The 14,147-nt window shown below is 68.1% G+C and carries 12 protein-coding genes and 1 pseudogene; 4 read left to right on the plus strand and 9 right to left on the minus strand.

Going from position 1 to position 14,147, the window contains the following annotated elements:
* Positions 1-1,567, minus strand: a 1,567-nt coding sequence (gene alaS / locus SYNGFB01_RS04610) for an alanine--tRNA ligase (RefSeq protein WP_235299925.1), incomplete at its 3' end; no start/stop codon positions are given.
* A 28-nt stretch (positions 1,568-1,595) separates the two neighbouring features.
* Here alaS and SYNGFB01_RS04615 point away from each other — a divergent pair.
* Positions 1,596-2,641: pseudogene (locus tag SYNGFB01_RS04615) on the plus strand (NAD(P)/FAD-dependent oxidoreductase).
* A 48-nt stretch (positions 2,642-2,689) separates the two neighbouring features.
* Here SYNGFB01_RS04615 and SYNGFB01_RS04620 read toward each other — a convergent pair.
* From SYNGFB01_RS04620 to ndk, 3 genes are all read right to left on the minus strand, one after another.
* The gene (locus SYNGFB01_RS04620; RefSeq protein ID WP_048017130.1) at positions 2,690-3,076 is read right to left on the minus strand and encodes an STAS domain-containing protein; all 387 of its coding nucleotides are present in this window, start codon (positions 3,074-3,076) and stop codon (positions 2,690-2,692) included.
* 84 nt (positions 3,077-3,160) lie between these two features.
* Positions 3,161-3,634 (minus strand): ATP-binding protein, encoded by a 474-nt coding sequence (locus SYNGFB01_RS04625; protein ID WP_161795852.1) that lies wholly within the window; start codon positions 3,632-3,634, stop codon positions 3,161-3,163.
* Between the two features lie 77 nt (positions 3,635-3,711).
* On the minus strand, positions 3,712-4,170 hold the full coding sequence (gene ndk / locus SYNGFB01_RS04630) for a nucleoside-diphosphate kinase (RefSeq protein WP_048017131.1): 459 nt from the start codon (positions 4,168-4,170) through the stop codon (positions 3,712-3,714).
* A 69-nt stretch (positions 4,171-4,239) separates the two neighbouring features.
* Between ndk and speA the strand changes: the two genes are divergently transcribed.
* Positions 4,240-6,189, plus strand: coding sequence for a biosynthetic arginine decarboxylase (gene speA / locus SYNGFB01_RS04635; RefSeq protein WP_048017132.1), 1,950 nt, complete (start codon positions 4,240-4,242; stop codon positions 6,187-6,189).
* Between the two features lie 40 nt (positions 6,190-6,229).
* Here the strand turns inward: speA and SYNGFB01_RS04640 are convergent, their stop codons facing one another.
* Together SYNGFB01_RS04640 and SYNGFB01_RS04645 are read right to left on the minus strand one after the other, a co-directional pair.
* Entirely contained in the window at positions 6,230-6,628 is a 399-nt protein-coding gene (locus tag SYNGFB01_RS04640) for a DUF3307 domain-containing protein (protein ID WP_048017133.1), read from the minus strand.
* 126 nt (positions 6,629-6,754) lie between these two features.
* Positions 6,755-7,456 (minus strand): SIMPL domain-containing protein, encoded by a 702-nt coding sequence (locus tag SYNGFB01_RS04645; protein WP_048017134.1) that lies wholly within the window; start codon positions 7,454-7,456, stop codon positions 6,755-6,757.
* 97 nt (positions 7,457-7,553) lie between these two features.
* On the opposite strand from SYNGFB01_RS04645, the gene SYNGFB01_RS04650 reads away from it, so the two are divergent.
* The gene (locus SYNGFB01_RS04650) at positions 7,554-9,032 is read left to right on the plus strand and encodes a mechanosensitive ion channel family protein (RefSeq protein WP_152669529.1); all 1,479 of its coding nucleotides are present in this window, start codon (positions 7,554-7,556) and stop codon (positions 9,030-9,032) included.
* 18 nt (positions 9,033-9,050) lie between these two features.
* On the opposite strand, the gene SYNGFB01_RS04655 is transcribed toward SYNGFB01_RS04650, so the two are convergent.
* From SYNGFB01_RS04655 to SYNGFB01_RS12415, 3 genes are all read right to left on the minus strand, one after another.
* Positions 9,051-9,761, minus strand: coding sequence for a hypothetical protein (locus tag SYNGFB01_RS04655; RefSeq protein ID WP_048017136.1), 711 nt, complete (start codon positions 9,759-9,761; stop codon positions 9,051-9,053).
* A gap of 64 nt (positions 9,762-9,825) precedes the next feature.
* The gene (locus SYNGFB01_RS12410) at positions 9,826-10,743 is read right to left on the minus strand and encodes an adenylate/guanylate cyclase domain-containing protein (protein WP_152669530.1); all 918 of its coding nucleotides are present in this window, start codon (positions 10,741-10,743) and stop codon (positions 9,826-9,828) included.
* Positions 10,743-11,732: a CHASE2 domain-containing protein gene (locus SYNGFB01_RS12415; protein WP_161795853.1), complete on the minus strand. Its 990-nt coding sequence runs from the start codon at positions 11,730-11,732 to the stop codon at positions 10,743-10,745. Before SYNGFB01_RS12415 ends, SYNGFB01_RS12410 begins: the two co-directional genes overlap by 1 nt.
* A 181-nt stretch (positions 11,733-11,913) precedes the next feature.
* On the opposite strand from SYNGFB01_RS12415, the gene SYNGFB01_RS04665 reads away from it, so the two are divergent.
* On the plus strand, positions 11,914-13,806 hold the full coding sequence (locus SYNGFB01_RS04665; RefSeq protein ID WP_048017137.1) for a CHASE2 domain-containing protein: 1,893 nt from the start codon (positions 11,914-11,916) through the stop codon (positions 13,804-13,806).
* Positions 13,807-14,147 lie beyond the last annotated feature (341 nt).

A 14,147-nucleotide genomic window follows, 5' to 3' on the forward strand; every position in this document is an offset into this window, starting at 1 on the left:
CGACGACGCTGCCGATGACGCGGCTCTGCTGGCGGAGCTGGGCAGCCTCACGCCCGCATGGACCAGAGCCAGGCCTGGGGCCTGGAGCAGCAGATCCGCGAGGTGCTCGATCGGCGGCCTGGGTGGCGGGCTCGCCGTTCACCACCAGGGCCAGCACGCAGCTGGGGTGCTCCAGCGCCTCGTAGCCCTTGAAGGCGGTGGCCTCGGCGGCGGCGGCCACCTGGTCAATGGCCTCCTGCAGGGTGAGGTCGATGCTCACCGCCGCGGCCTTGGCCCGCTGGCGCTGCTGCTCCATCGCTGCCTCGAAACCGGCCACATCCACCCGGAGACCATGTTCCTCGGCGATCTCCTCGGTGAGCTCCAGCGGGAAGCCATAGGTGTCGTAGAGCTCGAAGGCCTGCTCACCACTGATCTGCTGCGGCTTGGCGGCGAGCACATCGGCCAGCAGCTTTTCGCCCCGCTCCAGGGTTTCCAGGAAGCGGGCCTCCTCACGCCGCAGCTCCGCCAGGATCACCTCGCGGCGCTCGTCGAGCTGCGGGTAGGCGTTCCGCATCAGCGCGATCGAGGCCTCGCCCAACGCCTCGAGGAAGGGCTTGTCGATGCCGAGGAGGCGTCCATGGCGCACGACTCTGCGCAGGAGACGACGCAGGATGTAACCGCGACCGAGGTTCGACGCCGTCACCCCGTCGCTGATCAGCTGGGTGATGGCGCGGCTATGGTCGCCGATCACCTTCAACGATGTCCTGCCCCTGTCATCGAGGGATCGGTAGTCGACACCGGCCAGGCCCGCCGCGGTCTCGATCAGCGGGTAGATCAGGTCGGTCTCGTAGTTGTTGGCCGCCCCCTGCAGGATCTGGGCCATGCGCTCCAGGCCCATGCCGGTGTCGATGCTGCGGCTGGCCAGCGGCGTGAGGGTGCCCTCGGCGTCGCGGTTGTACTGCATGAACACCAGGTTGTAGAACTCGATGAAGCGGCTGTCATCCTCCAGGTCGATGCCGTCGTCAGCGAGCTCGGGCCTGAAGTCGTAGTAGATCTCCGAGCAGGGGCCGCACGGGCCGGTGGGCCCCGAGGCCCAGAAGTTGTCGGCCTCATCCATGCGGATGATCCGCCTGGGGTTCACCCCCACCACGTCGCGCCAGATCGCCTCGGCCTCGTCGTCGTCGCGAAACACGCTCACCACCAGGTTGCGCGGCGACAGCCCGAACACGCCGGTGCTCAGTTCCCAGGCCCACTGGATCGCCTGCTCCTTGAAGTAGTCGCCGAAGGAGAAGTTGCCGAGCATCTCGAAGAACGTGTGATGCCGCGCCGTGCGGCCCACGTTCTCGATGTCGTTGGTGCGGATGCACTTCTGGGCGCTGGTGGCCCGCGGCGCCGGCCTCGGCGACTGCCCCAGGAACACCGGCTTGAACGGCAGCATGCCGGCGATCGTGAGCAGCACCGTGGGGTCGTCGGGCACCAGCGAGGCGCTGGCCATGTGCCGGTGGCCGCGCTGCTCGAAGAAGTCGAGGAAGGCCGCGCGGATCTGGTCGCCGCTCCAGGAACGACCGGTGCGCGGGGTGGCGGCCATGGCGGGGCAGACAAATCCTGAACCAGGCATGATCGCCCAGCACAGGCCCGCTGCCACCCAGCNCGCCGGCATGCTGGCACCTCATGCCGAAGGGCTCAGCGGCCCCTGCTGGAGCTCGGGCAGGCCAGCCTGGCACTGATTCCCGAGTGGGTGGCGCAGATCGAAGCCGACAGCGGCCTGCGTTGCGGTCTGCGCCCCTGCGGCATCGTGGTGCCCTTCGCCAGCGCCGCTGAGCGCGACAGCTACCCCACGGCGCCCTGGGGGGAGCGGCTCGATCGAACCGACCTCGAGCGGGAGATCCCGGGCCTCGGCCCCAGCTGGCAGGCGGGCCTGCTCTTCCGCCAGGACGGCCAGATCGACAACCGCCGGCGGCTGATGCGCGCCCTGGAGCGCGCCTGCGCGGAGCTGGGGGTGCGCTTCCAGGAGGGCAGCGAAGTGGAGGAGCTGCTCAGCTGCGGTGGTGAGCTTCGCGGTGTGCGCTACCGCGACGCCGAAGGAGGGCGCCAGGAGATCACCACAGCCACGGCCGTGCTCTGCTGCGGCGCCTGGAGCGCCCAGCTGCTGCCCGAGCTGCCGATCGTTCCGGTGAAGGGCCAGATGCTGTCGCTGCAGGGGCCAAGCAACGCCCTGCAGCGGGTGATCTTCGGCCCCGGCACCTACCTGGTGCCGCGCCAGGACGGCCTGCTGGTGGTGGGAGCCACCAGCGAACCGGAGGCCGGCTTCAGCGAGGGCCTCACACCCGCCGGCCAGCGGCAGCTGCAGACCGGCCTCGCCGCCCTGCTGCCGGAAGCCCGCCACTGGCCTCCGATGGAACGCTGGTGGGGCTTCCGGCCCTGCACACCCGATCAGGGCCCCCTGCTCGGTGAAGGACCGATCCACGGCCTCTGGCTGGCCTGCGGCCACCACCGCAACGGCGTGCTCCTGGCAGCGATCACCGCCGACTGGATCAGCCGGCATCTGTCAGGCCAGGCGCATCAGGCCGGCGAGCAGGCGCAGGAGCTGTGGCGGGCCTTTCGCTGGGATCGGTTCCGCCCCGTCGAGGCCGGGCCTGGAGGGCGGAGCCGCCTGGGCTGAGCAAGGCCTCAGGGTTGCGCGGCAGGCCAGACGTCAGGCCCGGCCGGGTCACGGCATGGCATCCGCCTCGCCGGCGACCTTGCTCTGCATGGAATCGAGGTAGGCGTCCAGTTCCTGGGGGCTGGCGAACACCGAGGCGAGATCCACCGCCATGGCGATATCGAACACCTTGCGGACGGTGGGCTGCGGTTTCAGGAACAGGGACTCGCCCTGTCGCCGTCCCATTTCCTTCTGGGCGCGGAACAGCGAGCGGAGCCCCAGGCTGCTGATGTAGGACAACCGCTCGAGGTCCAACACCAGCACCTCGAACGGGCACTGCCAGAGCTCCTCGAGACGCCGGTCGAGCTCCTCGGCGGATTCACTGTCGAGGCGACCATCCAGGGCAACGGTCTTGGTGCCTGGGCGGGTGTCCGCGATGCTGATCTTCAGAGCCATGACAGCTGTCGCCAGCAGCGAAGACTGGGCGAAGCGTAATCAAGTCTGGCTAGCGCATCAGCCCCCGGTTGTCCCGAGCCGCGATCAGGCAGCGGCCCGGCACGCGAACCGTCGGATCAGGGTCAGAACGTTGCTGCCCTGGCGAAAGTCGTAGACCACGGAATCGGCCAGAGCCCGGATCAGGTGGATGCCGAGGCCACCCGCCTCACGCTGCTCGGGTGGAGCCATCAGATCCGGTGGTGGAACGTCGAGGGGATTGAAGGGCCTGCCGGGGTCCTGAAGCTCAAGCCGGACTTCACCGGGGGTGCAGACGCAGTGCAGATGGATGGTGTTGGGAGCGTCGTTGTCGAAGGCATAGGAAACGATGTTCACCAGGGCTTCCTCGGCCATCAGCCGCACCTCACCACGCACCTCGTCGTCGGCCCCGGCCCTGATCAGTAATCGATCGAGGGCCTGCAGCACCGCCGGCAGAGATGACAACCGGCCGTTGAGGCAGCAGGACAGGCTGAGGTCGGCCCGCTGATCGGTGCCCTCTCGAGATGGGCCTTCCTGCTCCAACCTCTGATCTCCAGCCATCGGGAAGGGAGCGCCCGCCAGCCCATCGCACACCATCTTGGCGGCAGCGGCGAAGGGCGTCAGCCCTCGGTGCGCCAGACCTGATCGGCGGGGGTCCAGTCGCTCAGCTCGGCCGGCTGGAACCACAGACCGATCTCGAAGCTGGCGGTTTCAGGGGCATCGGACCCGTGGATCACGTTGCGGCCGATGTTCACCGCCAGGTCGCCGCGGATCGTGCCGGGCTCGGCCTCCAGCGGCTTGGTGGCGCCGATCAGCTTGCGGGCGCTGGCGATCACGCCGTCGCCCTCCCACACCATCGCCACCACAGGGCCGGAGGTGATGAACTCCACCAGGCCGGCGAAGAAGGGGCGCTCGCGGTGTACGCCGTAGTGCTGCTCGGCCAGCTCACGGCTGGGGGTGAGCTGCTTGAGACCCACCAGCTTGAAGCCCTTGCGCTCGAAGCGACCGAGGATCTCGCCCACCAGGCCGCGCTGCACGCCGTCGGGCTTGATGGCAACGAAGGTGCGTTCGGCGGCCATGACAGGGAAATCGGATAATCCGAGCCATCGTGTGCGGCGGCCCTGCCGCTTGGCAAGCACAGTGGTGCCGTGATCCCCGCCCCCGCCGTGAGCACCTGGACCGCCGCCGACGGCGCCGCCCTCTATGGCCTCGACCGCTGGGGGGAGCCCTACTTCTCCGTGNACGCCCGCGGCCATGTGCTGGTGCAGCCCCTGGGGGAGCGGGGCGGGGCGCTGGATCTGGTGGAGCTGGTGGGGGAGCTGCAGGGTCGCGACCTCTCCCTGCCCCTGCTGATCCGCTTCGACGACATCCTCGAAGACCGGCTGGAGCGGCTGCATGCCGCCTTCGAGCGAGCCATCGGCCAGTACGGCTACGCCGGGCGGTATCAGGGGGTGTTCCCGGTGAAGTGCAACCAGCAGCGCCACGTGGTGGAACAGCTGGTGGAGAGCGGCCGCCGCTGGCATTTCGGCCTCGAGGCCGGCAGCAAGGCCGAACTGCTGATCGCCCTCTCCCTGCTCGACGATCCCGACGCCCTGCTGATCTGCAACGGTTACAAGGACCGGCGCTACATCGAGACGGCGATCCTGGCCCGCCGCCTCGGCCGCCAGCCCGTGGTGGTGATCGAGCAGGCCGATGAGGTGGAGCGGATCATCGCCGCCAGCCACGACCTCGGAGCGGCTCCCTTCATCGGCGTGCGTGCCAAGCTTTCGGCCCGCAGCACCGGCCGCTGGGGCAGCTCGGTGGGGGAACGGGCCAAGTTCGGCCTCTCGGTGCCGGATCTGCTGACCAGCGTGGAAGCCCTGCGCGGCGCCGGGCTGCTGGGCGAACTGAGACTGCTGCATTTCCACATCGGCAGCCAGATCAACGACATCGCCGTGCTCAAGGACGCCCTGCAGGAGGCGGGGCAGATCTACGGCGAGCTGAGCCGGCTCGGGGCGNCGATGGGCTATCTGGATGTGGGCGGCGGCCTGGGCATCGACTACGACGGCAGCCGCACCGCCACCGCCGCCTCCACCAACTACTCGCTGCAGAACTACGCCAACGATGTGGTGGCGACCGTGCGCGAGTGCTGTGAGCCCCACGGCATCGCGCTGCCCACCCTGGTGAGCGAGAGCGGCAGGGCGCTCGCCAGCCACTTCTCGGTGCTGGTGTTCGACGTGCTCGGCGCCGGCACCCCGCCCGCTGCGGTGCCGCCGCCGGGCCCCGATGAGCCCCTGATCCTGCGCAACCTGCGCGATACCGATGCCGCCATCGCCGCCGCGGGCACCGCGGCGGACACACCCGACCTGGAAGCCCTGCAGGAGGCCTGGAACGACGCGCTGAAGTTCAAGGACGATGCCCTGGCCGCGTTTCGGCTGGGCTTTCTGAGCCTGCCGGAACGCGGCTTGGCCGAACAGCTCACCTGGGCCTGCTGCCAGGCGATCGCCCGCCGACTGGCAGCCCTGCCACCCGGCACACCGCTGCCCGAGGAGCTGCGCAAGCTGCCCGCCTCCCTGGCAGGCATCTACTACGCCAATCTCTCGGTGTTCCGCTCAGCGCCGGACACCTGGGCCATCGACCAGCTCTTCCCGGTGCTGCCGCTGCACCGGCTCGACGAGCGCCCCACCCGCCTGGGCAGCTTCGCCGACCTCACCTGCGATTCCGACGGGAAGCTGGCCCGCTTCGTCGACCGGGGCCAGGTGAAACCCCTGCTGGAGCTCCATGAGCTCCGGGATGGCGAGCCCTACTGGATCGGCCTGTTCCTGGGCGGTGCCTACCAGGAGGTGATGGGCAACCTGCACAACCTCTTCGGCAGCACCAACGCGGTGCACATCCGCCTGGCCGCCGGTGGCGGCTATCGGGTGGAGCATGTGGTGCGAGGCAACACCAATGCCGAGGTGCTCGAGGCGATGGAACACGATCCGGCGCTGCTTCTGGAACGGCTCAGGGTGGCCAGCGAGGCGGCCATCGCCCGGGGAGACCTGCGGATCGGCGATGCCCGCCGCCTGATGGCCCATCTGAAGACAAGCCTCGAGCAGACCACCTATCTGGAGAACTGAGCCCGGCAACAAGGCAGCCGGGCGAGAATCGTTGCGGCAATCAACCGCCTACGCGCAGCAACCACACCGAGCCGATCGAACCGCTGAGGAGCAGCAGCACGACCCAGAGAGCCTTGCAGGTCAGATGCAGCAGCTGATCCACACCCAGGCCATAACGGTGCCGACACTTGCCGTGGTCGATGAGGATGTGCAGACCCCACTCAGCCACCCCCAGCCACACGAAGCCCGTGAGCAGCGACACCACCAGGGCATGAATCGCGGCGTGAGCGATCAGCCACCATTGCCAGGGCAGGGTGTGATCCTTGCCGCGACATTTCTCCACCGCCATGCGATCGCTCTGCAGACCGAAATCGGCCAGAAAATGACCCATGGCCAGCAGTGCGAAAACCTGAAGGCCGGATCCGAGCCATGGGCCGACCGCGGCGCTGGCACCTAACATCAGCGGGGTGAAGGATCTGCGTATTCTGCCGCTCGACGAGCCTCCTGACATGCACCAACCGCGCCGCTTGCTGGACCACCAGCAGCAGCGGATTGCTCAGCCGATGGCGCAGCCCCGAGGGCGGCATCAGCGGGCGCAGAATTTCACCAGTACCGTGAGCCGATCGGTGGGCTGGGGAAGTTCCTTCGGATCGAAGGGGGGTGCGGCGTCAGCCTCCATGGCCTTGAGCGCCATCGGCACCGGGCGGAAACCGGATTCGATCTGAACCTCCAGCGGGATCAGCCTGCCAAGACCGATCGTCTCGGCGATCTCGCGGGCCTGGCCCAGGGCATCCTGATAGGCACCGCGCAGCAAGGCCCGCCGCACGGCCGGATCGGTTGCGGCATCGGGTCTGCCGTCCACCGGCGCCAGACGCACGCCCGGAAGGCTGCCCACCTCACGGATCAGGGGCTGGAGCGCCGAGGGCGGGATCAGACCGGCCACCTGGAGGTTGGCGATCGTCGCCGCCGCCTGATGGCGGCCGGCGGGGCGATCCCAGGTGGAGGGGGAGCTCACCTCGAGCTCCTGCACCGACAGCCGCTGCAGGGCCGTGCGGACGCCGGCCAGGCGCTGCTGCAGCAGGGCCAGGGCCTGGTCAGCCGTGGCGGCTTCGGCCTGCAGGGCCAGCGACAGCCGCAGCCGCTCGATGCTGCGCTTCTGCTCGGCGTTGCCGCGGGCCTCGAGCAGGGTGCCGTCGCAGCGGAGCTGCACCTGCTGGGCACGACTCTGGAGCGGGCCGAGCACGACCGCCACGGCCAGCAGAAGGATCAGGATCCGAGGTTGCACCATGGCGAACGGCCGGCTTCGCTGGATCCACCTATGGTGCCGCCGAGCTGTTCTACCGCAGCGACTTCGTCACCCTTCCTCGTCCACGTTCGCCGTCTGGATGCCGTTGTCGCCGATCTGGCTCACCACCATCATTCTCCTGGCACTGCTGCCGCTCGTGCAGCGCCTGGCGCAGCGGCTGAAACTGCCGGAACTGCCGGTGCGCCTGGCGGCGGCAGCCCTGCTGGCCTGGGCGGCGCTGGCCACCGTGCCGCAGGACCTGCTGCCCATCGGCCACCGCAGCTCGATCCTGGTGGTCGACAAACTGCTGCTCAGCTATCTGGTGATCCGGCTCGTGCTCTGGATCACCCTGGAAGTGCCTCCGGCTCTGGGCTTGGCGAGGCCGCGGCCCCAGATCCTGGTGCAGCTGCTGATGCTGAGCGGTGGCACCATCGCCACGGTGATCGTGTTCCGGGAGGTCGCCCGCTTCGATGTGGTGGGGCTGGTCACCACCTCGGCCGTGCTCACCGCCGTGCTCGGTCTGGCGGCCCAGGAACCGCTCAAGGATCTCTTCGCGGGGCTCGAACTGCAGCTCGACGACATCTTCGAAGTCGGCGACTTCATCGATGTGGGCGAGGGCGTCCTCGGCACGGTGGTGTCGGTGAACTGGCGCGACACCTGCCTGAAGGACATCACCGGTGNCCTGGTGGTGATTCCCAACACCAAGGTGACCGAGGTGGTGGTGAAGAACTACGGCCGGTTCGGCAGCATGGGCAACCGCTTCAGCATCGGGCTCGACTACGCCCTGCCGCCGGCGCAGGCCCGTCAGCTGCTGTTGACCGTGCTGGAACAGAATCCAGCCGTGCTGAAGACTNCCCCCCCTGCCGTGCGAGTGGAGAGCTTCGCCGACAGCGCCATCACCTACGAGATCCTGGCCTTCCAGCCTCCTGGCAACCTGGCCGACAGGCTCAATCTGCGCAGCGAACTGCTCGAGCAGATCTGGTACGCCATGGAGCGCAACGGCCACAGCGTGCCCTATCCGGTGCGTGAACTGCGGCCCAAGCGGCCCAGCCTGGACGAGGCTCATCCCACCCGCCTCGATGGTGACCAGCGTGTGCGCCAGCTGGCTCTGAACCCGCTGTTCAGCGATCTGGAAGCACCCGAGACCGCAGCCCTGGCCCAGCAGGCCCACTGCGTGCGATTCGGACCGGGCGAACTCATTGTGCGTGAGGGGGATCCCGGTGAATCCCTGTATCAGCTGATCCGGGGACGGGTCGAGGTGCTCAAGCGACAGCCATCGGGAGGATCGGTGCGGGTCGCCCTGCTCAACCCCGGCGACATCTTCGGAGAGATGTCCCTGCTCTCAGGGAGCCCCCGCAGCGCCACGGTCGTGGCCAACGAGGAGTGCCTTCTGCTCGAAGTGGCACAGAGGCACCTCGCCCCGCTGCTGCAGCAGAACCCAGCTTTGATGAGCCAGCTGGCCCATCTGGTCACCGCTCGCCGCAGCCAGCTGGAAGGGCTGAGCCGCGAGTCGGTCAAGGCTCAGGAAAATCAGCTTCTCAGGCGCATGCAGCAGCTGTTCAACATCATGATTTTCTGAGCCCGGAGTGCAGCGGCCCTACTGGCAGCGGGAGATCGACTGCTGGATGCGCTGGGAGACCTCGGGAGGCAGTTGCAGATCGCTGCTGGTGAAGCGGTTCACAGCTGCCAGAAGCTGGCTGCGGCTGAGCACCGCCTGGCGATTGAACTCGCCGTTGGCCGAAAACTGGGCCACTTCGCAGCCGCAGATGTAGGTGGTGCGGCCGGAGGGATCGCCGGGACGGACTTCGGGCGTGCCCGGGGTCGACGACTGGGAGGGTTCGGGAGGCTTGATCTTCAGGTTCTCCTCGAAACCATCGGGATCGCCCACGTAGGCCGTGCCCTCGAGCGTGATCACGTTGTAGGCATCGTTGTTCGCATCCTTCGACACGATGGTGGTCGTGCCCGTGACGCCGAGCACCTTGGTGCCCAGGCAGGTCTTCTGCGGCCCGCTCACGAGCACCGCGCCGCGGTCGAGCTTCATACACTGACTACCCACCGTGATCACGCTGGAGCGGCCCAGGAAGCCGATCGACTTGTTGTCGAACAGCAGCTCAACGCGGCTCCTGCCGGTGCGCAGCTGCTGACCGGAACGGGCAGTGTCCTTCACCTTGGCCGTCTTGCCGTTGATGTAGACCTCCTTCCCCTCCACGATCTTGCGGATCTGGGCTGATTGAAAGACGGCGGCATCGGCTGGTGCTGCAGCTGCCAGCAGGCACCCACTGAGCAGGGCACCTGTCAGGCAGGCCAACCTGGAGGGAAAGCGAATCGGTGGCCCCTGCATCGTGGGGAGTGGTCAGACATTGGCAAACAATCTAGGCATTCCCTGTGGCCGTGTCTGTAGGAGGCGCCACCAGCGTGAAGGCATCCTGCTTGCCCTGGCCGCGGATCTCGAACTGGCCGATGTGCTCGATCCGCCATTCCGGTGGGGCATGAGCAGCCACCACGCTGTTCAGCACCGTGCTGCTGTTGGTCTGCTTGGCCACCGCCTCCAGGCGACTGGCCATGTTGACCGTATCGCCGATCACCGTGAAGTCCATCCGCGTGGCGCAGCCGATGTTGCCGCTGATCACCGAACCGCCGCTGAGGATCATCACCTGCTGCCAGGGCTCCTTCCCCTCCCCGATCCAGCGCTGGTTGAGCTCCTCCACCCCTTGGGTGATCTCCACCATGGCCTGCAATGCCTCTTCCACTTCGGTGTCGAGGCCGCGGCTCAGCGGCACACCGAACACCGCCAGAACGGCATCGCCCATGAACTTGTCGATCGTGGCGCCATGGCGCTGCAGCACATCCACCACCACGCCGAAATACTCATTGAGCTGGGCCACAAGCTCGGTGGCCCGGCCCGACTGACTCATCTGCGTGGTGCGCTCGGTGAAGCCCCGCACGTCACAGAGAAAGACCACGACCTCGGACACCCTGCCCCCCAGCAGTTCGTCGGCCTCCTCGGGCTGGCTGGCGATCTGGGCCGCCACCGCCGGGGACAGGTAGCGCTCCAGCATGCGGCGCAACCGCATTCGGTTGAGCTGCAGACGCACCGTGGCATCACCGGCGCTCACGAGCCCGGTGACGAACGTCACCAGCGACAGACTGAGCAGGCCGATCCCGATCCCGGTGGCGCTGAGCAGACCCAGGCCGGCGAGCGCCATCACCCCCGCCACCAGACCCAGGGCTCCGATCCGCACCAGGGGTTTCTCCCACCGGGCGGCAACCAGCCCGATGGCGAGCACCATCAGCCCGAGAAAGGGCCCCACAGCGGGGAGGTGCGCGGCATGAACAGGGCCCGACCCTCGAGGCGGTTGGCAATCTCCGCCGCATGGATCTCCACACCGGGCATCCCCTCGGAGCCGGCGAACGCCGTGCGGTGGATGTCCTGCAGCACGCTGGCCGTGGGGCCGATCAGAACGACCTGATCACGGAGTTCGCCCTGCTCGAGCAATTGCTTGTAGCTGGCGGTCTCCAGCACCTGCCAGATCGGGATGGTGGGGATGGTGCGGGCCGGACCGTAGGGATCCACCAGCGGCCTCCAGCCGGCCGTGATGGCCGGAGGGGGCGCCTCCTTCAGCTTGCCTTTGGCGATCATCCGTGACGCCAGACCGGGCGGCACATTGAGCAAGCCGGAAGCTCGCAGCTGCTCGGCGTAGGTGGTGGGGCGCAGGCGGATGTAGNCATCGGGATCCTGGAGCCCGTTGAGCAGCCCCGTGCTGTCGCTGCCCGCGGCGGCAGCCAGCCTGGGGATCGGCAGGCTCAGCGTGAGACCGCCGACGTCGCCGCGGCTTTCCAGCACCTGGGCTCCGAGCACCACCTTCTGCTGATGGCGCTTGAGGGCGCGGGCGAACATGGCATCGTCTTCATTGCCATGGATGCTCGGACCGTTGAAGAGCAGATCGAATCCCACGGCCCGCGCACCCGCGGCAAAGAGCCGATCCAGCACACGGTCGTAGATCGAGCGGGTCCACGGCCAGCTGGTCAGCCGCTGGAGTTCGGGGTCATCGCTGAGATCGGCGTTCTGCCCCTGCGCCAGGCTGAAGTCGTCGATGGCGACGATCACCACGCCCTTCGGAGGCGTGCGGGGGCCGCGCAGCTCCTGCGACCGGCTCACCAGCACCAGTTGCCACTGGTCCACGGTGTCGGGGAAGAGCGCCAGACCGAAGGCACAGGCGCTGGCCCAGGCCACGAGCACGCCGTTGCGTCTCAGCCAGCCGAGCGGCCGGATCTGCATCACCCGCTGCCTCATCACCGGTTCATCATGCGCTGGAGCGGCACGGCGGTTGTCGCTCTTATTACCAAGCGGGGGGTGGGGAAGTGGACGAGCCGGCCCGGGGGGCCTTGCCTGCAACCCGTCCGGATGGGATCAGAATCGGGGCCCCAACGACGACGGCCGGCCATCGGCGTGGCCATGCATGCAGCAGAACGAACCAGGACGGCTGCTGAAGCGGATCGGTCCATCCCTGGGGGCGATGGCGGTGCTCGCCGGGATCGAGCTGTCCGGCATCGCCCAGCGGCTCGACCTGTCGTTCTACGACCTGATCACCAACCTGCGGCCAGCGCCGTCGGCGCGGGATCTGCCGATCACGATCATCGGCATCGAGGAGGGTGACATCCGCCGGCATGGCTGGCCGATCGATGACCGCCTGCTCTGTCAGGCCCTCGACCGGCTCACGGACGCCGGGGCCACGGCCGTCGGCCTCGACATCTACCGCGACCGCGGTGTGGGACCGGACCAGGCCTGCCTGCGTGAGCGCTTTGCCCGCGATCCCAGGCTGGTGTCGGTGTTCAATGTGGCCAGCTCGATCCCGGCCATTCCGGGAACCCCGGCGTCGCGCCGCGGCTACAACGACGTCTCCCTGGATCCGGACGGCACGCTGCGCCGCGATCTGGTGCATGTGACCGGCCAGGATGAGGCCACCGTGGCCCTGCCGCTGCGGTTGGTGGAAGTGGCCGAGGGCAATCGGCAACTCCGCCGGCAGCTCGAAACCGGCAGGCTCCGCGATGCCTGGCTGCAGGCCGATGCNGGGGGGTATCACCGCGAGGCGGATGCAGGCCTCGGTCTGCAGCGGATGCTGATCTTCCGGCAGCCTGAGAGTTTCCGCACCTTTTCCCTCTCGACCCTGCTGGCTGGGCAGGTGCCGCCCAGCGACATCGCCGGAAGGATCGTGATCATCGGCAGCACGGCGCCGTCGCTCAGGGATCTGTTCATGGTGCCGATGAGTCACTTCCGGGGCGGAACCGTGCCCCTCTCCCTGTCCGGGGCAGAGGTGCATGCCCTGCGGGTGGCCAGCCTGCTGGAGCTGCAGCAGGGCCAGCGGTCAACGGGCTGGCTGATGCCGGGGTGGGGCAACCTGCTGCTCACGCTGTTGGCGGCCGGCGGCGGCATCGNCCTGGGGGAAGCCTTTCGCAGCCTGCGCAGCAGTGTGTTCGCCACAGCCGGCGTGGCGGTGCTGCTGAGCGGCAGCCTGGCTGCGCTGTTGCTCCAGCAGATCTGGATCGGCACCAGCATGCCGTTGCTGGCATTGCTGCTGCTGGCCGCGGCCGCATGGTTGCGCCGGGGCGCGGCCAGTCAGCTGCATTCACGGCAGGTCCAGCGTCTGCTGGGACAGGCCACTTCGCCTGCCGTGGCCCAACTGCTCTGGGACAAGCGCGACCAGCTGCTGCGCGACGGCATCTTCGAGGGGCGCCAGCTGCCGGTCACAGTGCTGTTCACGGACCTGGCCAATTTCACCACGGTGTCCGAACACCTCACACCGGCTGAGCTCACGGCATGGCTCAACCGATGCCTGTCGGTGTGCATTCCCGCCGTGATCCAGCGGAACGGCATGGTGAACAAATTCACCGGTGACGGAATGATGGCCGTCTTCGGAGTGCCGGTGGGCAAGGATCCAGCGGCCGATGCCCAGGCTGCGGTGGAGGCTTCCCTGGCCATTCGTCAGGGCCTCGACGAGCTCAATGCCCGCCTGGCAAAGGAGGGCATGCCGGGCTTCCGGCTGCGGATCGGCATCCACTCCGGGGAGGCCTTGGCCGGTTCGATCGGCAGCAGCGACCGGCTGGAATACGGGGTGATCGGCGACACCGTGAACTGCGCCTCGCGGCTGGAGAGCCTCGAAAAGCACCGACATGAGGGTGTGACCAGGATCCTGATCTCATCGGTGACCCGCGATCTGCTGGATACCGATCTGGTGTCTCAGCTGCACTGGCTGGAGTGGGGGCCCCTGCAGGTCAAGGGTCGCGACGAACCCCTGGAGATCTTCGAACTTCAGGACGGGCAGCGCACCGGCAAGGCATCCGGCCAGTCCTGACTGAGCAGGTCGCCCAGACCGAAGGCGCTGACCAGTTCGGCCCGGCTGACCGTGCCGCCGCAGCGTTGGCGCAGCTGCTGCAGGCGGGTCTGGATGCGAGCGTCATCCGGGGTCACGTCCTGCAGCAGCAGGCTGAGCGCCGGCNNGGNGGAGGAGGAGGAAACCACCTGCAGGAGATCATCGGACGCCGCGCCGGCGACTCCAGCGTCGCAGCGGTAGGACGATTCCCAGACGGTGGGCCCGGCCAGGCGAGGTCCCTGCACCAGCACCAGAGCCGCCTGCCCCGGCGGCAGCAGCCGTTCCGACGACGGGGCCGTGCCGGTCTGGGGACGGAAGCGCAG

The sequence above is a fragment of the Synechococcus sp. GFB01 genome, assembly GCF_001039265.1.
Taxonomy (GTDB): domain Bacteria; phylum Cyanobacteriota; class Cyanobacteriia; order PCC-6307; family Cyanobiaceae; genus NIES-981.

Bases quoted from the DNA above. Each gene is read 5' to 3' on its own strand.
- SYNGFB01_RS04620 (WP_048017130.1), bottom strand. From the start codon at position 3,076: ATGGCTCTGAAGATCAGCATCGCGGACACCCGCCCAGGCACCAAGACC.
- ndk (WP_048017131.1), bottom strand. From the start codon at position 4,170: ATGGCCGCCGAACGCACCTTCGTTGCCATCAAGCCCGACGGCGTGCAG.
- SYNGFB01_RS04640 (WP_048017133.1), bottom strand. From the start codon at position 6,628: ATGTTAGGTGCCAGCGCCGCGGTCGGCCCATGGCTCGGATCCGGCCTT.
- SYNGFB01_RS04645 (WP_048017134.1), bottom strand. From the start codon at position 7,456: ATGGTGCAACCTCGGATCCTGATCCTTCTGCTGGCCGTGGCGGTCGTG.
- SYNGFB01_RS12410 (WP_152669530.1), bottom strand. From the start codon at position 10,743: ATGGTGCTCGCCATCGGGCTGGTTGCCGCCCGGTGGGAGAAACCCCTG.